The 21,071-nt window shown below is 69.3% G+C and carries 22 protein-coding genes and 1 pseudogene; 13 read left to right on the top strand and 10 right to left on the bottom strand.

Annotated elements, in window-relative coordinates; genetic code table 11:
* Nucleotides 1-19 precede the first annotated feature (19 nt).
* Both LH076_RS12555 and LH076_RS12550 read right to left on the bottom strand, forming a co-directional pair.
* The gene (locus LH076_RS12555) at nt 20-658 is read right to left on the bottom strand and encodes a response regulator (RefSeq protein ID WP_227781072.1); all 639 of its coding nucleotides are present in this window, start codon (nt 656-658) and stop codon (nt 20-22) included.
* Complete coding sequence (locus LH076_RS12550; protein WP_227781071.1) at nt 655-2,511, bottom strand: GAF domain-containing sensor histidine kinase; 1,857 nt, start codon at nt 2,509-2,511, stop codon at nt 655-657. The genes LH076_RS12555 and LH076_RS12550 overlap by 4 nt, the downstream gene beginning before the upstream one ends.
* A gap of 139 nt (nt 2,512-2,650) precedes the next feature.
* Between LH076_RS12550 and LH076_RS12545 the strand changes: the two genes are divergently transcribed.
* The gene (locus LH076_RS12545) at nt 2,651-3,316 is read left to right on the top strand and encodes a hypothetical protein (RefSeq protein WP_227781070.1); all 666 of its coding nucleotides are present in this window, start codon (nt 2,651-2,653) and stop codon (nt 3,314-3,316) included.
* 19 nt (nt 3,317-3,335) lie between these two features.
* Here the strand turns inward: LH076_RS12545 and htpX are convergent, their stop codons facing one another.
* Nucleotides 3,336-4,205 (bottom strand): zinc metalloprotease HtpX, encoded by an 870-nt coding sequence (gene htpX, locus LH076_RS12540; protein ID WP_227781068.1) that lies wholly within the window; start codon nt 4,203-4,205, stop codon nt 3,336-3,338.
* 18 nt (nt 4,206-4,223) lie between these two features.
* Between htpX and LH076_RS12535 the strand changes: the two genes are divergently transcribed.
* On the top strand, nt 4,224-4,988 hold the full coding sequence (locus LH076_RS12535) for a putative protein N(5)-glutamine methyltransferase (protein ID WP_227781067.1): 765 nt from the start codon (nt 4,224-4,226) through the stop codon (nt 4,986-4,988).
* Nucleotides 4,972-5,502, top strand: a complete 531-nt coding sequence (locus tag LH076_RS12530; protein ID WP_227781066.1) for a DinB family protein — start codon at nt 4,972-4,974, stop codon at nt 5,500-5,502. The genes LH076_RS12535 and LH076_RS12530 overlap by 17 nt, the downstream gene beginning before the upstream one ends.
* Nucleotide 5,503: 1 nt before the next feature.
* Here the strand turns inward: LH076_RS12530 and LH076_RS12525 are convergent, their stop codons facing one another.
* Together LH076_RS12525 and LH076_RS12520 are read right to left on the bottom strand one after the other, a co-directional pair.
* On the bottom strand, nt 5,504-6,145 hold the full coding sequence (locus LH076_RS12525; RefSeq protein ID WP_227781065.1) for a LysE family translocator: 642 nt from the start codon (nt 6,143-6,145) through the stop codon (nt 5,504-5,506).
* Between the two features lie 9 nt (nt 6,146-6,154).
* On the bottom strand, nt 6,155-6,937 hold the full coding sequence (locus tag LH076_RS12520) for an exodeoxyribonuclease III (protein WP_227781064.1): 783 nt from the start codon (nt 6,935-6,937) through the stop codon (nt 6,155-6,157).
* A gap of 43 nt (nt 6,938-6,980) precedes the next feature.
* On the opposite strand from LH076_RS12520, the gene LH076_RS12515 reads away from it, so the two are divergent.
* Genes LH076_RS12515 through ychF form a run of 6 tightly spaced genes read left to right on the top strand, consistent with a single transcriptional unit; the run spans nt 6,981 to nt 12,258 of the window.
* The gene (locus LH076_RS12515; protein WP_227781063.1) at nt 6,981-7,799 is read left to right on the top strand and encodes an ABC transporter ATP-binding protein; all 819 of its coding nucleotides are present in this window, start codon (nt 6,981-6,983) and stop codon (nt 7,797-7,799) included.
* On the top strand, nt 7,796-8,578 hold the full coding sequence (locus LH076_RS12510) for an ABC transporter permease (protein ID WP_227781062.1): 783 nt from the start codon (nt 7,796-7,798) through the stop codon (nt 8,576-8,578). Before LH076_RS12515 ends, LH076_RS12510 begins: the two co-directional genes overlap by 4 nt.
* 14 nt (nt 8,579-8,592) lie before the next feature.
* The gene (locus LH076_RS12505) at nt 8,593-9,717 is read left to right on the top strand and encodes an ABC transporter substrate-binding protein (RefSeq protein ID WP_227781061.1); all 1,125 of its coding nucleotides are present in this window, start codon (nt 8,593-8,595) and stop codon (nt 9,715-9,717) included.
* A 12-nt stretch (nt 9,718-9,729) separates the two neighbouring features.
* On the top strand, nt 9,730-10,782 hold the full coding sequence (locus LH076_RS12500) for an LLM class flavin-dependent oxidoreductase (protein ID WP_227781059.1): 1,053 nt from the start codon (nt 9,730-9,732) through the stop codon (nt 10,780-10,782).
* A complete protein-coding gene (locus LH076_RS12495; RefSeq protein WP_227781058.1) occupies nt 10,775-11,173 on the top strand; it encodes a hypothetical protein in 399 nt (132 codons plus the stop codon). The genes LH076_RS12500 and LH076_RS12495 overlap by 8 nt, the downstream gene beginning before the upstream one ends.
* Nucleotides 11,174-11,184: 11 nt before the next feature.
* Nucleotides 11,185-12,258 carry a redox-regulated ATPase YchF gene (gene ychF, locus LH076_RS12490; protein WP_227781057.1) on the top strand — a complete coding sequence of 358 codons (1,074 nt, stop codon included), beginning with the start codon at nt 11,185-11,187 and terminating at the stop codon, nt 12,256-12,258.
* 22 nt (nt 12,259-12,280) lie between these two features.
* Here ychF and LH076_RS12485 read toward each other — a convergent pair whose 3' ends face one another.
* Nucleotides 12,281-12,928: a hypothetical protein gene (locus LH076_RS12485; protein WP_227781056.1), complete on the bottom strand. Its 648-nt coding sequence runs from the start codon at nt 12,926-12,928 to the stop codon at nt 12,281-12,283.
* 9 nt (nt 12,929-12,937) lie between these two features.
* On the bottom strand, nt 12,938-13,468 hold the full coding sequence (locus tag LH076_RS12480; RefSeq protein ID WP_227781055.1) for a hypothetical protein: 531 nt from the start codon (nt 13,466-13,468) through the stop codon (nt 12,938-12,940).
* A 167-nt stretch (nt 13,469-13,635) separates the two neighbouring features.
* On the opposite strand from LH076_RS12480, the gene LH076_RS12475 reads away from it, so the two are divergent.
* Nucleotides 13,636-15,015, top strand: coding sequence for a hypothetical protein (locus tag LH076_RS12475; protein ID WP_227781054.1), 1,380 nt, complete (start codon nt 13,636-13,638; stop codon nt 15,013-15,015).
* A 22-nt stretch (nt 15,016-15,037) separates the two neighbouring features.
* Here the strand turns inward: LH076_RS12475 and LH076_RS12470 are convergent, their stop codons facing one another.
* Entirely contained in the window at nt 15,038-15,679 is a 642-nt protein-coding gene (locus LH076_RS12470; RefSeq protein ID WP_227781053.1) for a dihydrofolate reductase family protein, read from the bottom strand.
* Between LH076_RS12470 and LH076_RS17020 the strand changes: the two are divergent.
* Nucleotides 15,654-16,118, top strand: a pseudogene (locus LH076_RS17020) (MBL fold metallo-hydrolase); the annotation flags it as partial. The gene LH076_RS12470 and the pseudogene LH076_RS17020 sit on opposite strands and share 26 nt — an antisense overlap.
* A 133-nt stretch (nt 16,119-16,251) precedes the next feature.
* Entirely contained in the window at nt 16,252-16,527 is a 276-nt protein-coding gene (locus tag LH076_RS12460; protein ID WP_227783661.1) for a hypothetical protein, read from the top strand.
* 7 nt (nt 16,528-16,534) lie between these two features.
* Here LH076_RS12460 and LH076_RS12455 read toward each other — a convergent pair whose 3' ends face one another.
* Nucleotides 16,535-16,759 carry a PLD nuclease N-terminal domain-containing protein gene (locus tag LH076_RS12455; protein ID WP_227781052.1) on the bottom strand — a complete coding sequence of 75 codons (225 nt, stop codon included), beginning with the start codon at nt 16,757-16,759 and terminating at the stop codon, nt 16,535-16,537.
* A gap of 26 nt (nt 16,760-16,785) precedes the next feature.
* Complete coding sequence (locus tag LH076_RS12450; protein ID WP_227781051.1) at nt 16,786-18,255, bottom strand: serine/threonine-protein kinase; 1,470 nt, start codon at nt 18,253-18,255, stop codon at nt 16,786-16,788.
* A 62-nt stretch (nt 18,256-18,317) separates the two neighbouring features.
* On the opposite strand from LH076_RS12450, the gene LH076_RS12445 reads away from it, so the two are divergent.
* Entirely contained in the window at nt 18,318-21,068 is a 2,751-nt protein-coding gene (locus LH076_RS12445) for a CocE/NonD family hydrolase (RefSeq protein WP_227781049.1), read from the top strand.
* The last annotated feature ends 3 nt before the right edge of the window (nt 21,069-21,071 follow it).

Below are 21,071 nucleotides of genomic sequence, written 5' to 3'. Positions count from 1 at the left end.
GCAGAACCGCTTCGCCTGATCAGCCCAGGCCGGCCTCGCGCGCCTTGATGATCGCGGCGGCGCGGTCGGAGACCTGCAGCTTCGTGTAGATGTTGGAGACGTGGTTGCGCACGGTCTTCAGGCTGATGGTGAGCTCGTGGGCGATGGTCGCGTTGCCCTTGCCCGAAGCGACCATGTCGAGCACCTCGCGCTCCCGCTCGGTCAGCTGGGGGAAGGCCGCTGTCGTCCACCCCGAGCTCGTCGCGAAGTGCGCGATCACGCGACTCGCGATCTCGGGGCCGAAGATCGCCTCGCCGGCGGCCACCGCGCGGATGGCGCGGACGATCTCCTCCTGTTCGGCGCCTTTGAGCAGATAGCCCCGAGCCCCGGCACGCATCGCGGCGAAGACGGAGTCGTCATCCTCGAACATGGTCAGCACGATCACCGCCGGAGCGTCCGGTTCCCGTTGCAGACGGCGCGTCGCCTCGATCCCGTCGAGGTCGGGCATCCGCAGGTCCATCACGACCACGTCCGGCGCCAGCTCGGCGACGACCTCGACAGCACGCAGGCCTGTGTCGGCCTCGCCGACGATCTCGATGTCCTCGACCTCCTCAAGCATCTGTGCGAGCCCGCGGCGGTACGCCGGGTGGTCGTCCACCACCACGATCCGGGTCGTCATGCCGTGACCTCCTCGACCTGCTCGTCCAGCGGGAGGACGGCCCGCACGACCATGCCGCCCTCAGCCCGGGAGCTGATCGTGCACGACCCGCCGAGCTCGGCGGCCCGCTCCCGCATCGAGGTCCAGCCCACGCCGGAGCCGGTCTTCGACGCAGCACCGGTGCCGTTGTCCGCGATCGAGAGCTCGAAGGCGCCGTTCACCGCGATCTCCACCACGCAGCGCGAGGCGCCGGAGTGGCGGGCGACGTTGGTGACCGCCTCCGACGCGATCCGGAACGCTGCCACCTCCACGGCCGCCGGCAGGGCCGGCAGAGCCTCCGGCCCCCGTACGTCGACCCGGAGCCGATCACCGGTCACGGCCGCGGCACGCTGGCGAATGGCTGCGAGGAGACCGACCTCGTCGATGGCCGGCGGCCGTAGATCGTCGACGAGCCGACGTACCTCCGCGATGGCCGCCTTCGTCTCCTCACGCGTCTCGGCCAGCACGGCGTTGCGGGCGGCCTCGTCGGTGCGGGACTGGGCGGCGTTGAGCTTGAGCACGATGGCCGCCAGCGAGGGGCCGACGCCGTCATGCAGGTCGCGCCGCAGGCGGCGCCTCTCCTCCTCGCGCGCGGAGACCAGTGCTGACCGTGAGTGTTGGAGGTCGCGGGTGAGCTGCCCGGCTCGGACCAGGACCGCCGCCTGGCGGGCGAGGTCGTGCAGGAGCGCCGTGTCGGCCGCCGAGAACTGGCGTCCGGCCGGCTGCTCGACGGCCAGCGATCCCAGCGCGGTGCCGCGGTGGGTGAGCGGGATGCGCAGGATCCGCTCGCCCGGCTCGGGCTCGCCCTCCTCGACCCAGACCCGGGCGACCTTGAGCGCCTCGGCGATCGTGGTCGTGATCTCGTCGACCAGGTGCAGGGGATCGGCCTCGTCGGCGCGCCGGGAGAGGAGTCGCAGCGCCTCGTGCGGCTCTCTCCGGTAGCCGTAGACCCAGCGGGTGATCCGGCGCTGCAGGAAGGCCTGGGTCGGGGCGACGGCGACGGCCAGGACGACGACGGCGACCACGTCCCCGGCCGTGCGGCTGCCGCCGACCTGTTGGGCGAGGGCCAGGAGGCCGGCGTAGACACCGGCCACCAGGAGGATCAACACGGCGTACACCAGGGTCCGGGAGAGCACGACCTGGATGTCGTAGAGGCGCCAGCGCAGGATCGCGATCCCGATCGTCACCGGCAGCGCCGAGCCGAGCAGGGCCTCCGTCACGAACGGTGTCACGCCGTAGGTGTGGTCGTCGAGGACGAAGTAGCCCACCCAGTTGAGCAAGAGCGCGAGCGGGATGCTCAGCGCTCCCCAGACGAACCACAGCAGCGCGAGCCGGTTATCGTCGTGCGCCCGGCGCAGCCGCAGGGCCACGGCCGGGACGGCGCCGAAGAGGAAGGACACGAGCACGAGCAGGCCCGCCACGCCGAGGAGTCCGGCGAAGGTGGGCGGGAGCCACGGGACCGGGGCGGCGTGCCCGGGGTGCGTCTTCGCGAAGTCGCCGTCACCGGCGGCGCCGATCGCAAAGAGCACGAAGCCGCCGAGGCCGACCCGGATCCACCAGCGCCAGCGGCGGTTCATCGGGTGGCCGTCGGGCAGCAGGTAGGCGCTGACGACGAGGAAGAGGAAGAGCAGCGGCCAGAGCCCGGCCGTGAGCTGGTCGACGGCGAGGTCGAAGCTGCTCACGCCGTTGCCGGCCGGGCCCAGCAGCATCACCGGTGCGCAGACGGCGTGCGCGAGCAGGAGCCAGCCGATCCGGTGCCGAGGGTGGTGCCGCAGGATGACGTACGCCACCACGGCAGGGACGAGCCCGACCAGTGCGGCGGCGACCAACCTCATGGCGCCCAGTGTGGAGTCGTACGTCGTCGCCTGTCAGCGATCCCGGGAACTCTTCCCCAGCCGCACGGGACAGCTGGCCCGTGCGGTCGGGTCGATGCGCCGTCGAGCGTGGGGGCACCCGAGAGAAAGGAGCGGAACGATGCCGCCCAGCACGTTCGAGAAGATCCTCCCCTGGACCGGAGCCGTGGCCGGTGTCTGCTGGGTCGCCCAGGACGCCCTGCAGAAGGTCTACACCGTCGACAAGCCGGGCGCCGCCTCGGCCGCCCTGATCAACGACAACATGGCCCTCAACATCGGCAGCCTGGCCGGCCGGGTTCTGATGGGGATCGCCCTGCTCTGCTTCGCCGCGGCCATCCGGAACCTGTTGCGCTCCGGTGAGGCGCGTGAGGCGACGTACTCCAGCGTCGCCTATGGCGCCTTCGTCACGGTGGCGGCGGCCGTCGGCCAGATGGCGATGTGGCAATGGATCATGTTCGGTGCCGCAGAGGACAAGAACGCCGAGGCGGTGAAGGTGCTCGGTTATGCGCAGTACGCCGGCTGGATGGGGATGGGCATCGGTGTGGCCGCCGGCTTCCTCGCCGTCGGCCTCGGAGGCCTGAGCACCGCCACGCTGCCGCGGTGGTTCGCGATCGCATCCGTGGTCCTCGGTGTCCTCGAAACCCTGGGTGCCTGCCACATCCCGCCCGGCGGCCTGGTCGCCTACGTGTTGCTTCCGCTGTGGCTGGTCGGAGCGGCGATCATCGTCGCCCGCCGGCAGAAGGCAGCGGCGGTCGCGGGCATGCCCGACCACCTCATCGCGGCGTGAACTGCTCCGCCTTATGCCGTCAGGCGGAGCGGCCGCCTGCCATCGCGGTCAGGCGGGCGATCCGGTCCTCCATCGGCGGGTGCGTGCTGAAGAGGCGGGACGCGCCCTCGAAGTTGAACGGGTTCGCGATCATCATCGAGCTGACGGTCTGCAGCTGCGGCTCGGGCGCAAGAGGGGCGGCCGCCGTACCGTATTCGAGCTTGCGCAACGCGGACGCCAGCGCCAGCGGATCACCGGTGAGCTTCGAGCCGTCCTCGTCGGCGTCGTACTCACGGGTCCGCGAGATCGCCATCTGGATGACCGCGGCGCCGAGGGGCGCGAGGAGCGCCAACGCCAACGCAGCAAGAGGATTGACGCCCTCGCCGTCCTCGTCGCGACCTCCGCCGAAGAACATCATGAACTGCGCGAGGCTGGTGATCAGCCCGGCCATGGCCGAGGCGATGGACGAGGTGAGTATGTCGCGGTTGTAGACGTGCATGAGCTCATGGCCCAGCACCCCGCGCAGCTCCCGCTCGTCCAGCAGGCGGAGGATCCCCTCCGTGCAGCACACGGCGGCGTGCGACGGGTTGCGCCCGGTGGCGAACGCGTTGGGTGCCTGCGTGGGGGAGACGTAGAGCTCCGGCATCGGCTGGCCCGCCTTGGCGGAGAGCTCGCGCACGATCCGGTACATCGCCGGCTGCTGCTGCTCCGTCACCGGATAGGCCCGCATCGCCCGGATCGCCATCTTGGCGGAGTTCCAGTAGCCGTAGAACGTGGTGCCCAGACCGATGAGCACGAAGATCCAGAGCATGCTCGACCGGGCGCCCATCACGGCCCAGATGCCGAGGATGACCGCCCACATCACGCCGAAGAGCAGCGTGGTCTTCAGTCCGTTGAAGTGGTGATGCACAACCGGTACAACGCTACGGTGCCCGAAAAAGTTCTCATCTCCCGTCTCCGGGCCGCTGGCTGCGTCTTCGCCGAGGAGGAGGCCGGCCTGCTGCTGGAGGCGGCCTCCGGTCCCGAGTTGGAGGAGCTCGTCGTACGCCGTGAGGCCGGTGAGCCGCTCGAGGCGATCCTCGGCTGGGCCGAGTTCGACGGGCTCCGCATCCAGGTGCTGCCGGGGGTCTTCGTGCCGCGGCAGCGGTCGCTGCTGCTGGTGGAGACGGCCGCCTCGCTCGCGCCCCGAACGCTGCTCGACCTGGGCTGTGGCTCCGGAGCCCTCGCTGCCGCCGTACGCCGACGTCTGCCCGACCTCGAGGTGTGGGCGACCGACCTCGACCCGGTGGCCATCGCCTGCGCGCGACTCAACCTGCCGCCGGAACACGTCGTGCACGGTGATCTCTTCGAGCCCCTGCCCGCGCGACTGCGCTTCGACGTGATCCTCGCTCACCTTCCCTACGTGCCCTCACGGGAAGTGGAGCTGATGCCGCGTGAGGCCAAGGATCACGAGCCGCTGACCGCCCTCGACGGAGGCGACGACGGGCTCGACCTCCAACGTCGGGCGATCGCGGAGGCCCCACGCCGGCTCGCGCCCGGCGGGGCGATCATCGTCGCCAGCTCGGACGCCCAGGCGCCGACCTCCGTCGGCTTCATGGAGTCGGCCGGCCTCGAGGCCGAGGTCGTTCGCGACGAGGAACGCGACGCCACCGTGGTCGTCGGCAAGAATGCCGCGCATGGCGATCGTTCCTGACGACAAGGACTGGACGTGGGTGCTCGAGCGCCCGTGCGGGGAGTGCGGTTTCGACCCGGCCGCGTGGCCCTTCCCCTCGATCCCGGCGACGGCCCGGGAGCTCGCAGAGCAGTGGGCCGAGATGCTGGGGGAGCGCTCCGCAGAGGAAGTGACGACACGGCCCGACGACGCGACGTGGTCGCCGCTGGAGTACGCGGCGCACATCCGTGACGTCAACCGGATCATGCTCTCCCGCCTGAACCTGATACTGGTGCTGGACGACCCGGAGTTCGTGAACTGGGACCAGGACGGCTCAGCCGAGGCACTCGCCTACAACAGCCAGGACGCCGACGAGGTCGCGGACGAACTGCTCGCCGCCGGCGAGGCGATGGCGAGCGCGCTCTTCCTGGTCAAGGACGAGCAGCTCCAGCGCACCGGCAAGCGCTCCAACGGCTCACGCTTCACCGTCGAGACGCTGGCCCGCTACTTCCTGCACGACATCGTCCACCACACCCACGACGTCGGCCTCGCCTGACTCAGGCCGACGCGCGGCGGGCGAAGGCGAGTACGCCGGCAAGCGCGATCATCAGCCCGCCGCCCGTGGCGGCGAGGCGCTCGGCGCGGTGGGGTGAGTGGGCGAACCAGTCTCGGGCCGAGCCGGCCGCGAGCGCCCAGATGCCGTCGGAGCAGAACGCGATGATCGCGAAGACGACTCCGAACACGAGGATCTGGGTCGTCGCCGAGCCGTGCGACTGGTCGACGAACTGCGGCAGGACGGCGACGAAGAAGGCGAGTGACTTCGGGTTGGTGGCGCCGACGAGCATCGCCTGACGGAAGACCGTCGGTAACGACGTACGTCGGCCGTCGGCCGCCACGGAGACATGCCCGTGCTTCCGGTCACGGATCGCCGTGACGCCGAGGTAGAGCAGGTAGGCGACGCCGACCACCTTGATGACTGTGAAGGCGACCGTCGACGCGGCGATCAGCGAGCCGATGCCGAACGCGACGGCACAGATAAGCCCGAACGTTCCGAGGGTGTTGCCCGCAACGCTGACGAGTCCGGCCGTGCGGCCGTACGCGATCGCCCGCCCGATCGAGAACAGCACGCTCGGCCCGGGAATGACGATGAGGACGAAAGCGGCCGCGGAGAATGCCGCGAGGTGGCCGGCGGTGGGCATGACCCTGTCTCAGTCCGCGAGGTCGACGAGCACGGGGGCGTGGTCGGACGGGGCGCCGGTGCCCTGCGCGGGGTCGCGGGCGTCGGTGTCGATCCAGGCGTTCGTGACTCGCGAGGCGAACGACGGCGAGCCGAGGACGAAGTCGATCCGCAGTCCGCGGTTCCGCTCGAAACGCTGACGGTAGTAGTCCCAGTACGTGTAGACGTCGGGCCCGGGGGCGTGGGGCCGTACGACGTCGGCGTACGTCGACTCGATGGCGAAGAAGGCGTCGCGCTCGGCAGGAGTGAGGTGCGTGGAGTTCTTGAACTGCTTGGGGTCGAAGCAGTCCTCGTCGTACGGGCAGACGTTCCAGTCGCCGACCAGGGCGGTGGGCTGCTCCTTCCACGCCTCGGCCGCATCCCGCAGCCGTGCCAGCCAGTCGAGCTTGTAGGCGTAGTGCGGGTCGTCCGGCTTGCGGCCGTTCGGCACGTAGAGCGAGCCGATGCGTACGCCGCCACAGGTCGCGAAGATCGCGCGGGCCTCGTCGGCCTCCTTGAAGAGCGGCATCCCTTCGAAGCCCACCTGCACATCGGAGAGGCCGACGCGGCTGAGGATCGCAACGCCGTTCCACTGGTCGTAGCCCACCGCGGCCATCTCATAGCCGCGCGCCTCGAGCCCCATGGTCGGGATCTGGTCCACCCTGGCCTTGGTCTCCTGGAGGGCCAGCACGTCGATGTCATGCGTGTCGAGGAAGGCCTCGACCCGGTCGATACGGGTGCGGAGGGAGTTCACGTTCCAGGTAGCGATGCGCACGGCCACCAAGGTATCGGCCCTGCAGTATCGGTACTCTCGCACGGTGGACCGAGAGCAGGCAGCGATCGTGATCGACGGCGCCTGTCGCGCCTACGAGCTGCCCGATCTCTCCCGCCTCGTCGCGCTCCACGAGGTGGACCTCACCATCCCGACCGGCAGTTTCGTCAGCATCATCGGACCCAGTGGGTGCGGTAAGTCCACGCTCCTTCGACTGATCGGCGGCCTCGAGCAGCCCGACCGCGGCACCGTCACCGTCGACGGCATGACGCCCAAGCAGGCCGCTGCTGACAAGCGGCTCGGCCTCGTCCCCCAGGGCGCCGCGCTGCTGCCCTGGCTCAGCGTGCTCAAGAACGTCAGCCTCCCGGCCAAGGTCAACAGGCGCCACAACCGCACGCCGCTGCCCGACATGGAGGCTCTGCTCCGCCGTGCCGGCCTCGGCGACGCGATGTACAAGCTGCCGAGCGAGCTCAGCGGCGGCATGCAGCAGCGCGCAGCGATCGTCCGTGCCTTCGGTCTGCGGCCCGACGTGATGCTGATGGACGAGCCCTTCTCGGCACTCGATGAGTTCACCCGCGAGAGCCTGCAGGAGCAGCTCCTCGACCTGTGGGAGGAGACCCGCTCGACGGTCGTCTTCGTGACCCACTCGATCAGCGAGGCCGTCCGGCTCTCCGATCAGGTGATCGTGATGGCGCCCCGGCCCGGCCGCATCGTCGAGACGATCGACATCGACCTGCCGCGCCCGAGAACCCCTGAGCTCGTCGCCAGCCAGGAGTTCCACGCCTACGAGCTGCAGATCCGCGACCACCTCCGTTTCGCCTTCGACCATTCCGAGGTGGCCGCGTCCGAGGTGGGCGAGGCATGAGTACGTCGACCCGACTCTGGCGTCGCCGCCTCCACTTCCTCAGCCCGGTCTGGTGGGGTCCCGCCGCGGTCATGGTGGTCGTCCTCGGTGTGCTGTGGCAGTGGGCGGCCGGGAAGTGGCCCTACCTGCTGTCGCCTCTGGGCCAGATCGTCACGGTGCTCAAGGAGCAGCCGCACTACTTCCTCACCAGTGCGTGGATCACCCTGCGCGAGGCACTGATCGGGCTCGGCATCGGCTTCGTGGTGGCCTTCGTGCTGGCCATCATCATCAGCGAGCTGCCGGTCGCGCGGCGGGCGATCATGCCGGTGGCCGTCGTACTGAATGTGACACCGCTGGTGGCGATCGCACCGGCCCTCGTCATCGCGTTCGGTTTCGGGCCCGCACCCAAGCTGATCCTGACCAGCCTGATCTGCTTCTTCCCGATCCTGATCAACACCGCGGCCGGCCTGCGCACGGTGCCGAAACCGGTGCTGCAGGTCTACCAGTCGGTGGACGCATCGCGCTGGGAGCTGTTGCGGCACCTCAGGATCCCGAGCTCGCTGCCGTACGTCTTCGCCGCGCTGCAGATCGTCTTCCCGCTCTCCATCGTCGGCGCCTTCGTCGCCGAGCTCACGGCGGCGGGCTCCAGCGCCGGTCTGGGCACCACGATCCAGCAGGCGCAGTCGATGAATCACCTGTCCACGGTGTGGGCTGCGATCTTCGTCCTGGCCCTGATGGGGTCACTCTTGCTGTTGCTCGTCACCATCGTCGAGCGCAGGGTCCTCCGCTGGACCCACTGACAAGGAGAGAACGAATGAACATCCGCACCCGACTGCGCCACCCCGTGGCTGCCCTGGGAGCCGCTGTACTCGTTGCCTCGCTCGCTGCCTGTGGAGGTAGTGACGAGAAGAGTGCCGTGGCCACAGGAGATCCGTCTGCGATCTCGTCCTCACGCTGCGCCGCCAACAAGGCCGCCGGACAGATCACCTACATGTCCGGCTACTACTGGCAGGCCTCCGCCTCCATCCTCGAGATGATCGCGGCCGACCAGCTGGGCTACTACAAGGACCTCTGCCTCGACGTGAAGATGGAGCCCGGCCAGGGCGACACCTCGGTCAACGCCAAGCTCGTCCAGGCCGGACAGGTGCAGATCGGCCCGCTCTCCGAGCAGGACATCATCACCTCCAACCAGTCCACCCTGGAGAACGGCGGCGAGCCCAAGATCCTCGGGGTGTCGTCGTACTCCGACGCCGGCCTCGACATCCTGATGACCAACCCGGACATCACGGACCTCAAGCAGCTCGAGGGCAAGACGTTGGGCCAGAAGGGTTACGTCCCGCTGTCCGTCAGCGCGATGCTCGGCAAGGCGGGGGTCGACATGAAGAAGGTCAAGACCGTCAAGGTCGGCTACGACCCGACGATCCTGCCGCGCGGCCAGGTCGACGCCCTGACCGGCTTCATCTCCAACGAGCCCAACCTGCTCAAGGACGCGGGCGACAAGGTCACCGTCTGGGAGCCGACGAAGTACGGCGTCCCCGGCTCGGTCGGCTCGATCGCGGTCAACGCCGACTGGGCGAAGAAGAACCCCGGGACGGTGGAGGACTTCCTCCGCGCCACCTTCAAGGCCTTCCAGTACTGCGCCGAGGACGCCCACGTCGACGAGTGCATCGGCTACCAGCAGAAGCAGAACGCCGACCCGAGCGACGACAAGGACCACGAGAAGGACGTCTGGACGACCGAGGCCAAGCTCGTCGCCGACAACCCGCTGCCTACCGGCTGGGGCACGGTGGACCCGGACAACGTCACGGTGATGGTCGCCAACGTCAACAGCTACATGGGCGGCAACGTCGATCAGGCCACGGCGTCGACGTGGTTCACCAACGACTACGTCAAGGCCGTGGTCAGCAGTGACGGCAAGGTCGTCTGGCCCGCCAAGTGATCCACTGATCACATGACGGAGTACGGCGTCTTCCTGCCCATCGGCAACGGTGGCTGGATCGTCTCGTCCACCGCCCCGCATCCCGAGGCCACCTACGCCTACAACAGGAAGGTGGCCCTGGATGCGGAGGCGGTGGGCCTCGACTTCGTCATGTCGATGGCGAAGTGGAAGGGCTTCGGCGGCGTCACCGACCACTGGGGCGAGACCCTGGAGTCGATGACGATGATGGCCGGCCTCGCCGAGTGCACGTCGCGCGTGAAGATCTGGGCGACGATGCACGCCAACGTCCACCACCCCGTCGTCGCGGCGAAGATGTTCGCCACCCTCCAGCAGGTCTCCGGCGGCCGTGCGGGCATGAACATCGTCAACGGTGCCTATGCCGACGAGTTCGAGCAGATGGGCCTATGGCAGGACATGACCAAGGAGGACCGCTACCGCATGACGGCGGAGTGGACCGAGGCGGTCACCCGGCTCTGGACCGAGGACTCGGTGACGATGTCGTCGGAGTTCTTCACGCTGGACCGGGCGTCGTCGCGGCCCCATCCGTCACCTCTCCCGACGATCATCAACGCGGGCGCATCCCAACTGGGGATGGACTTCCAGGCTCGATGGGCTGATGGGGCGTTCCTCGGAGCGGACTCCTTCGAGCAGATGACCGAGAAGTCGGCGTACGTCCATCGGCGGGCCGCCGAGCTGGGGCGGGAGTGCCGGACGTACGCCATGCTGACGGTCGTCCTCGCGGCTTCCGATGCTGAGGCTGCCGGGCTCGTTGAGCGTTATGGCGAGGGTCTCGACCGCGAGGCGCTGCGCAACATCAGCATGGCCTGGGGCATCTCCGAGGACCGCGCCTATGCCTGGGCGGAGGCGGCCGCGGGGGAGAAGGCCTTCCAGGTGCCGTACGTCGCCGGATCCCCGGCCACCGTCACCGACTCCATTCTGAGGTTGGTCCGTGAGGCCGATCTCGACGGGCTGATGCTGGTCTTCCCCGACTTCCACGCGGATCTGCCCTACTTCGGGGCCGCAGTGCTGCCGGCGCTGCGCGCCGCGGAGCCTGCCGATGTCTGAGTGGGGACGCTACGGCGCGGACGCTCCCGAGCGGTTGGCACTCGTCGCGCTGTCCGCTCATCTGGGTGTCGAGCTTCGGCCACGTTCCTTGGAGATCGAGCGCGGAACCAACGTCGAGATCGAGGGCGTCGACCCTGCCGGGCGCTATCTGGTGCAGTGCGTGCTCAACCAGGGCGCCTACACGTCGCAGCAGCGGAACAAGACGCTCGCCGACCTCTTCAAGCTGCAGTGGCTGCGGGATCGAGCGTTCCCCGGGGCGGTGATCGGGCTGGTCCTCTCGCCGACGACGGTCGAGGCGTTCAAGCCGCGGTCGTGGACGTCGATCGCCGCGCGTGAGCTCGGCGTACGGCTCTTCCTCCTCGAATCGGGATCGATCACCCCGCTCAACTAGTCTTGCCCGACGTGGCACTCACCATCGGGATCGTCGGTCTCCCCAACGCTGGCAAGTCGACGCTCTTCAACGCGCTGACCAAGAACAACGTGCTCGCTGCGAACTACCCGTTCGCGACGATCGAGCCGAACGTCGGCGTGGTCGGTGTGCCGGACCCGCGGCTGGCGCAGCTCGCGACGATCTACGGCTCGGAGAAGCTGTTGCCCGCCACCGTGCAGTTCGTCGACATCGCCGGCATCGTCCGCGGTGCCTCGCAGGGTGAGGGCCTGGGCAACAAGTTCCTCGCGCACATCCGTGAGTCCGACGCGATCTGCCAGGTCACGCGGGTCTTCCGCGACGAGGACGTCACCCACGTCGACGGCGAGGTCAACCCCGCGTCGGACATCTCGACGATCCAGACCGAGCTGATCCTCGCCGACCTCGAGACTGTCGAGAAGGCGATCCCGCGGCTGGAGAAGGAGGCGCGGATCAAGAAGGAGACGGCGCCTCGCCTGGCTGCGGTGGTCGAGGCCAAGGCGGCTCTTGAGGCTGGCACGCCGATCTCCGCCACGAAGATTGACCGTGACCTGATCCGTGAGCTCACGCTGCTCACGGCCAAGCCGTTCATCTACGTCTTCAACTGCGACACCGATGAGCTCGCCGACGAGTCGCTCACGTCGAAGATGCGCGAGATCGTGGCTCCTGCGGAGGCGATCTTCCTCGACGCCAAGATCGAGTCCGAGCTGGTCGAGATGACCGACGAGGAGGCACTGGAGATGCTCAACGACCTCGGCATCGAGGAGTCCGGCATGAGCCAGCTCGCCCGCGTCGGCTTCGCCACCCTCGGCCTGCAGACGTACCTGACCGCTGGGCCGAAGGAGGTCCGTGCCTGGGAGATCCCTGTCGGTGCCACAGCGCCGGAGGCTGCCGGCGTGATCCACACGGACTTCCAGAAGGGCTTCATCAAGGCCGAGATCGTCTCGTACGACGACCTGATGGCTGCCGGCTCGGTCAACAAGGCCCGCGAGGTCGGCAAGGTCCGCATGGAGGGCAAGGACTACGTCATGCAGGACGGCGACGTCGTGGAGTTCCGCTTCAACGTCTGATTCTCACGCTGCGTTGCGTGGGCTAGGACTGCTTGCGCTCGGCCTTCATGGCGTCGGTGAGCTCCTCGAGGCGCTCGGCGTCCTGGCGGGCGTCGGCGGCGGCCTTCTGGTTGTCGCGAGCCTCGTCGAGCTCCCCCTTGGCCTCGCGCTCGGCTGCCTTCTCCTTGGCGGACGCGGCCTGGTCGGCGCGCGCCCGGCGCTGGTCGGCGACGGACCTCTTGGCGGTGGCCTCGCGGTCGGCTGCGGCCTTTTTCTCCGCGGAGGCCTTCCGCGCCGCAGTGCGGGCGTCACGCTTGGCCTGGGCTTCGACGGCCTCGGCCTCGCCAAGGCCGTCGGCCAGCTTCTCCTGGGCCGCCTCGCGCTGGCTGTCGGCCTTCTGCTTTCCGGCTGTCTGGGCCGTGCGGGCCTTATCGCGCTTCTCTGCGGCCTCACGCTCGAGGGTCGCAGCCTCGGCCAGACCCGCGGACCGCTCGAGGCGCTCGGCGCCGCGCTGCGCAATCCCTCTGTTGTGCAGCACGCTTCCGGCCAGTCGGTCGGCCGAGCCGATCGCCTTGTCGAGGTAGACGCGCGGGACTGCGTCCTCCCGTAGCCGTCCGGTGAATCCCTCACTGACGGCCACCAGCGGCCGGCGAACCAGCTCATAGGGCAGGGAGATGAGTGTGCTGATCATGGGCGCTCCTCAGTTCTCGTTCTCGGCGCGCAGCACCGCTGCGCGGGTGGCCGCTTCGGCAGCTTCGCGCTCGAGCCGGGCGCGCTCGGCATCGGCCTGCTGGTCGGTGACGTCGGCTGTTCGGTCCAGCCGGTCGGCCTCGTCGGCACGGCGAGCGGCGACGTCGTCACCCCGCTCTTCGGCGGCCTCAAGTCCATGGGCCTCGCGCTCCTGAGCCTCGCGCTCTGCGGAGACATGCTCGGCGGCGCGCCGGCGCTCGGCATCGGCTTCCTCGCGTTGCGCGATCGCGCCAGCTTCCTGCCGCTGCGCCGCAGTCTCCTTGCGGGTCTCCTTCAGCTCCTCGACGGCCTCTTCGCGCTTGGCGTCTGCGACGGCTGACTCGGCCACCGCGTCCCGGCGGTTACGGGCCTCGGCCTGCTGGAGTTGTCCCTCGGCGACGAGGTCATCCTTGCCTGCGACGGCTCCGGCGACCTCCTTGGCCTTGCCGGCCACTGTGTCGAGGAGCCCTTCGCGCGCTTCTGATGCGTGGTCGTTGGTCATTTGCTACGGGTGCCCCAGCCATGAGCGACCACACCCGGCGGCGATGTGATCTCCATCGCACAACCGATCGCAGTGCCCGTGGAACCGGCCTCGCACTGCTCTGAAAACGCGTTTCGGACCTGCGGAAACTCCTTGTTCTTCGAACTCCTGTTCGATAGAATGGAGGCATGTCGCTCGCCCTCTCGGAACTCACCGCAGCCGACGTGCTGTCGCGTGCCGAATGGGCCGTCCAGGACCGACGCTCCGTGGCCGTGGAGGAGTTCGACCTCGCCCTGCGGTGGGCCGACCTCCACTCCATCGAGCCGGAGGTCTCGGTGCCGGGCGGGGACCGCATGATCACACTCGGTGGTGCGGGGACGCCCCCGGTGCGGGACCTCTGCCTGGAGGAGCTCGCCGTCGCGCGGGGTGAGCACGTCTACGCCACCCGGTCGCTTCTGGCGGATGTGTTGGACCTGCGGCACCGGCTCCCCGGACTCTGGCTGGCGACGAAACTCCTCCAGGTCGAGCCGTGGGTCGCCCGGAAGATCGCCTCGATGTCCCGCAAGGTTGGGGTCATCTCGGTGGCGTACCTCGACGTCGTGCTCGCCCAAGCCGTCGACCTGCCGAACGGGAAGCTCCTGCAGCTCGCCGAAGCGGAGATCATCAAGGCCGACGAGGCTCTGCGCGCCCGGGAGCTGGAGGAGGCGAAGCAGACGAAGGGCGTCTGGCTCGCCCGTCGTGACGACGAGGCAGGTGCCGGGCTGCGGGAGATCTTCGCCCGCACTGAGGCCGCCGACGCGATCTGGTTCGACGCCACCTGCCAACGCGTCGCCGACCTCCTCAAAGCCGACCCCGACCTCCGGAAGCAGCATCACCCCGAACTCGGTGACGACCCGTCCATGGACGAACTCCGCGCCGCAGCCTTCGGCTGGCTCGCACGACCCTACGACCTCGCCGAGCTCCTCGGCCTCCTCGACGAGCAGGAGCAGGACACCGACGACCCAGACGAGGCTGAGGCCACGAAGCGTGCCGCCCGCCGCCACCGCGCGGTCCTCTTCCTCCACCTGCACCAGGCAGCGCTGGAAGGCGCCGGCGGTGTCGCCCGATCGGCCGGCCTCGGACCACTGCTCCTCCAGCAGGTCACCCAGCTCCTCGGCCACAGCGACGTGACCGTGAAGCCGGTCATCGACCTCAACACCGGCACCCACATCAGCGCCTACGAACACCCCGCGAAGGTCAAGGAGCGGACCATGCTCCGCACCACCGGCCCCGTCTTCCCCCACAACAGCGGATCCGAGGCGAGCGGGGTGGATCACGACCACGCCACCCCCTACGTCCCACCTGATGCGGGCGGTCCGCCCGGGCAGACCGGGGACCACAACGACGCACCCTTGAGTCGACATTCACACCGAGCCAAAACCCACCTGCCCTACACGGTGGAGCAGCTCGGGCCTGATGCCTACCTCTGGATCACCCCGAATGGCCTGATCCGCCTGGTCAACAACCGAGGCACCCACAAGATCACCGAAGAACACCTCGACCTCATCCGCCGCATCTACGGCGGCTGAGCGCGCCCGGCTGCCATAGCCGCTATCGCCGGAAGGTGAGGTGGACCGTCCCGCTCTCGGCGGTCTCGCTGGTGACCTCGTAGCCCGACTCGAGACCGCGCAGGTCGTCCCAGAGGCGGATGCCGCGGCCCAGGAGAATGGGCGCGATGGCGACGTGCAGGTGGTCCACGAGCCCCAGAGACAGGAAGTCGCGAACCACGCTGGGGCCACCGCCGACGCGGATGTCCTTGCCGCCCGCCACGTCCACAGCACGAGCCAGCACCTCGTGAGGGGTGGCGGTGAGGAAGTGGAAGACGGTGCCGTTCTCGAACTCCAGTGCCTGGCGGGCGGTGTGGGTGAGGACGAAGACCGGGATCCGGAACGGTGGTTCGTCGCCCCACCAGCCACGCCAGTCGGGGTCGTCGGGGAAGTCGTGCAGGCCGAACATCCCGGCGCCCATGATCTCCGCGCCGAGCTCGTCGAAGTACGCCTGCGCATACGAGTCATCGACGCCGGTCGTGCCTGCACCGGACGTGTCGCCCAGCACGCGCGAGCGGAAGGTCCGGGTCGCGGTGTAGGCGCCGACGAGCCGTGGCCAGTCATCGCCGAAGGGGTTCTCCGGCGTCTGGTCCGTCGTGGTCGCGAAGCCGTCGAGGGAGATGTTGAGGTCCACGCGTACTGCCATGCCCTCATCGTGCCGCACCGGCGACCCGCTTAGCCTGCCCAATTGCGGGTACCGGGCCCGCATGGAGACGTCGCTCGAGTTCATCGGCACAGCCACGACGCTGCTGCGGCTCGGCGATCACACCATCCTCACCGACCCCGACTTCCGGCGGGAGGGACGACGGGCCTACCTCGGCAACGGGCTCTTCTCTCGACGGCGCACTGAGCCCGCCCTGCAGCCGGCCGACCTTCCGTCCGTCGACGCGGTCCTCCTCTCGCACCTGCACGCGGACCACTTCGACGCCACCGCACGCCACGAGCTCGATCACGCGCTGCCGGTCCTGACGACTCCGGCGGCCAGCCGCAAGCTCCACCGTTGTGGCTTCGGCGATGCCTACGGCATGGGGACCTGGGAGGAGGTGCGTCTGGCGGACGACCTCACGGTCACCTCGGTCCCCGGTCAGCATGCGCCGGGCCTCGCCCGCGGACTACTGCCGCCGGTGATGGGCTCCGTGCTCGAGCTGGAGGGGGGGCACGGACGGCGCTCCTCCATTCAGGGTCTACGTCACGGGCGACACGCTGTACCGCCCATGGTTGCGCGAGGTCACCGACCGGCTGGGTCCGCTCGACGCGATGGTCATCCATCTCGGCGGCACCAGGGCGCTGGGCCTCCTCGTCACGATGGACGCCGACCAGGGCGCCGACCTGGTCGAGCTCATGGAGCCGGCGCTCACCGTTCCGGTTCACTACGACGACTACACGGTCTTCCGCTCTCCACTTGCAGACTTCGTGCGCGTGGCGGGCGACCGTCGGCTGCCGACGGTGGTGCGCACGGTGGGGCGCGGTGAGACGGTCCCGCTCCGGCCCTGAGTGCGACTCAGGCCTGGCCGGACCGGCGTCCCGCGGCGAGGTAGGCCAGCGGGCCGACCGGCTGCACCATCAGCGCCAGTGCCCAGAGCGCCTTCGGCCCACGCACGGAGGAGGGCGGGCGGCGGACGAGGTCGCGCCCGACGTACGTCGTGAGCACCAGCTCGGCGGCACCCGCGATCGCGATGGCGGCTCGCTGGGCAGGACTCAGGTCGGACCACGACTTCTTGGGCATGCGCCCATTGTGGCCGGTCGGCGCACTCAGTGCCCCTGGACCTCCGAGTTCGCACCAGCGATGAGGTAGCGACCGTTCTCGTGAACCAGGTCGAGCGTCACCGATTCGGTGACGTTCCCCTTCCCGCGCTGCGTGTAGCTGTAGGTGTACGCCGCCTCGAGCGGGTTCAGCGTGACGTCGATCGGGCTGACGGACTTGATGCCGGTGACGTCGCCCCAGAAGGACTCGTAGCCCGAGAGCCCGCCGCTCTGCTCCTGGTACTCCGGCGTCAGCATCGCGAAACCGTCCTTCGGCGACGTCGGCGCGGTCGCGAGATAGTCCTGCACGAAGGTGCGTACGCCGGCCTCCGTCGGCGCCTCGCCGGACGGGCTGGTCGACGCGGTCGGCGATGGGGTTCCGGACTGTGACGAAGCCGTGTCCGGACTGTCGCTCGAGGGACGCAGGGCCAGGACGAGGGTGACGATCACCAGTACGGCGAGGAGGCCGAGCGCCGCGACCAGCCATCCAGCGAACCGGCGAGGCTGACGAGGCTGGCGGCGGCGTTCTGGAGGCGCAGGTGCGACCGGCCCGCGGGTCGGACCCGGTGGTGTCGGCCTGACGGCGGTGAGCAGTGACGTCTGTTGTACGTCGTCGACCGGCTTGTCGGCGTACGGCGGGCTCGCGGTGGGGGAGGGCAGGGCTCCGGGGTGGTCGAGGAAGTGGGCGACCTGGTCGAGCGTCCAGCGGTGCGCAGGATCGCGGGTCATGGTCCCGGCGAGGAACGGGGCGAGCCATCCCGCGCGGTCGGTGTGCGGGACCGGCTCGTGGACGATGCGATAGAGGATCGCGACGACGTTGTGGTCGGGATCGGTGTAGGGCGGCGACCCCGTGAGCGCATGGAAGACGGTGGCACCCAGCGACCAGACGTCACTCTGTGCCGTGGCCCCCTGGCCGGTCGCGACCTCGGGTGCGAGGTAGGCGGGGGAGCCGTGCACGGTGCCCGTCGCGGTGAGGGTGGTGGTCGCGCTCTGGTCGGACATCAGGGCGATACCGAAGTCGGCGAGCTTCGCCTCGCCGTGCGGACCGAGCAGGATGTTGGACGGCTTCACGTCGCGGTGGACGATGCCCTGACCGTGGGCATGGCGAAGACCGGCCACGATGTCAGTGGCGATGCGGGCTGCCTCCTCGACCGTGAGGGGGCCCTTGTCGGCCACCAGGCTGGCAAGGGTCTGGCCGGCGACGTACTCCATGACGAGCCAGAGGTCGCCGTCATCCTCGGCGAGGTCGTAGAGGCTGACGAGGCTCGGGTGCTGCAGTCGTGCCGCGACCCGCGCCTCCCGCCAGACCCTCGCCTCCTCGCGCGCTGGACCGACCTGTCGCTTCATCGCCACCTCGCGGCCGAGTGTCTCGTCGCGTGCGAGCCAGACGGCGCCGGAGCCGCCGCGCCCGAGCTCACGGAGAAGGGTGTACCTGCCTGCGACGACCGTCGTGGCGTGCGTCGTGGGCTCCGAGGACATGAGACGAGGCTACGCGGCGTGGGCGAATGTAACCTGCGTCACATCGTCTCGTTTCCTTGGATGTGAGTCCTCGCCTCCGCAGGGGAGCCATCCCCGCCACACTCGCCCTTCTGGCCGGCCTGCTGGTCACCTCGATCTCGGTCGAGGCGGCGCACGCCGACTCCTCGTTCTCCGCGCGCGGAAGCGTGGAGCAGGTGTACGTCACCGGCCTGGCGCCGGGCGCCACCGTGACTCTGCTCGACAGCGCCTCACACGTGGTGAAGACACGCGCGGCCAACCAGCTCGGCGGTGCCCTCTTCCGTGACGTGGCGGCCGGATCCGGCTATCGCGTCACGTCAGGCGGTACGACGTCAGCGGCTCTCACGGTCGATTCCGATCCGATCGCCTCCACCTTGGCGCCGTCGCAGATCGACGCCGCGCCGGCCGACACGAGCATCTACGACCAGACGATCAACTCCGACGGATACCAGTACCTCACCACCCGCGACGGCACGCAGCTCGCGCTGACCGTGCACCCGCCGAACCAGCCCGCCGGCATCCTCGACCTTCCCGGCTCGACCGGCCTTCCCGTCCTGCCGGCGGACCTCCCGGTCTCGTGGGTGCCGCCCTACCCCACGTTGATCGAGTACTCCGGCTACGGCACCGCCGCACCGGACGCGCCGGTGAACGGCATCGCCGCAGTGGCCAACGCGATGGGCTTCGCCGTCGTCGACGTGAGCATGCGTGGCACCGGCTGCTCCGGTGGCGCCTACGACTTCTTCGAGCCGCTCCAGAGCCTCGACGGGTACGACGTCATCGAAACGATCGCCCGACAGCCGTGGGTCCGCGGCCACAAGGTCGGCATGCTCGGCATCTCGTACGGCGGCATCAGCCAGCTCTTCACGGCGCAGACCCGGCCCCCGAGCCTGGCAGCGATCAGCCCGCTCTCGACGATCGACTCCGTGCCCACGACGCTCTACCCCGGCGGCATCCGCAACGACGGCTTCGCCGTCTGGTGGGCCAACGAGCGACAGGAGGAGGCACAGCCGGCAGGGCAGGGACTCGAGGGCACACAGCCGTACGCCGAGGAGCAGATCGCCAGCGGCGACCAGACCTGTCTCGCCAACCAGGCGCTGCACCCCGAGGCCAACGACCTCATGGCCAAGATCGACGCCAACAGCACCTACAAGCCCGAGACTGCCGACCCGCTCGACCCCGTCTCGTTCGTCGACAGGATCGATGTGCCCGTCTTCATGGCCTGTCAGTGGCAGGACGAGCAGACCGGCGGGCACTGCCCGTCGCTCGCAGCTCGGATGACCGGCACCGACAAGAAGTGGTTCACCTACACCAACGGCGCCCACATCGACTCGCTCGACCCGGCGACCCTCACCCGGCTCTACGACTTCCTGATGATCTACGTCGCGCGGCAGGCGCCTGTGGTCAACGCGACGGTGCTGCAGGCGCTCGCGCCGATGATCTACCAGACCGCACTGGGTGTGCAGAGCGACGTGATGACGCTGCCGCCGGACCCGATCCAGCTGCAGCCGACGCTGGCAGGCGCTCAGTCCGCCTTCGAGGCGCTGCCGTCGGTGCGGGTGCTCTTCGACAACGGCGCCGGATCACCGCTGGTCCCGTTGGCGGCCAAGGGGACGCCGTACGCCGGCTTCGAGACCAGCTTCGCCAGCTTCCCCGTGCCCGGTACGACCGCGCGCTCCTGGTATCTCGGACCCAACGACGCACTGCTGGACAACCCCACCTCCACCGCAGGGGCGAACCGGTACACCTCCGACCCGAAGGCCGTGCCCGGCGTCGACTTCACGGGCAACACCGGCTCAGGTGGGCTCTGGGGCGACCGGACCCAGTGGTCGTGGAACTGGAAGGCCCACCCGCAGGGCAATGCGGTCTCCTACGTGAGCCAGCCGCTGAGCCAGGACACCGTCGTCGTCGGGGCCGGTGCCGTCGAGGTGTGGGCCAAGTCCTCCACGCCCGATGTCGACTTCCAGGCGACGGTCAGCGAGATCAATGCTGACGGCAACGAGACCTTCGTCCAGAACGGCTGGATGCGGGGCAGCCTCCGTGCGCTCTCGACCGATGCCGACAACGTCTTCAAGACGCCGAGCACCGTGCTCAACCCGATCCCGTCGCTACGCGAGGCCGACGCACGACCGATGCCGAGCGACAGCTACACCAAGGTGACGATCCCGCTCTACTACGAAGGCCACCCCTACCGCGCCGGGACGCGGATCAAGGTGACGATCTCGGCACCCAACGGCAGCCAGCCGACCTGGGAGTTCGACCACACCGAGCCCTCGACCGGCACGTCGGACGTCACCGTCGCCTTCTCGCCCGACATGCCCTCACGGCTGGTCCTCCCGGTCGTCCCCGGCGTCGCCGTGCCGACCGGGCAGCCGGAGTGCGGCATCCTGCGCAACGAGCCGTGCCGGACCTACGCGCACGTCGCCAACGCGGTGGCGACGGTGGGCGACGTGCCGGCAGGGGACGACTCCGGCAGCAGCACCGGCGGCACCGGCACTACAGGTGGCACGGGCAACACCGGCAACGCCGGTGGTGCTGGCCACGTCGGCGCTCAGTCGTCCTCCAAGGCCACCTGTCGCGGCCTGCGCGCCACGATCGTGGGTACGTCGGGCGCTGATGTCCTGGTCGGCACCTCGCGCCGCGACGTGATCGTGGGTGGCGCCGGCAACGACGTCATCCGCGGCCGCGGCGGCAACGACGTGATCTGTGGCGGCCGGGGCAAGGACCGAATCTCGGGCGGCCGTGGCCGGGACCGGCTCTACGGCGGTCCGGGGCGTGACCGGATCCGTCAGGCGTAGGCC

The sequence above is a fragment of the Nocardioides sp. Kera G14 genome (assembly GCF_020715565.1).
Lineage (GTDB): Bacteria > Actinomycetota > Actinomycetes > Propionibacteriales > Nocardioidaceae > Nocardioides.
Note: the sequence above shows the minus strand (reverse complement) of the source record. Positions and strands in the feature narration are given on the sequence as shown.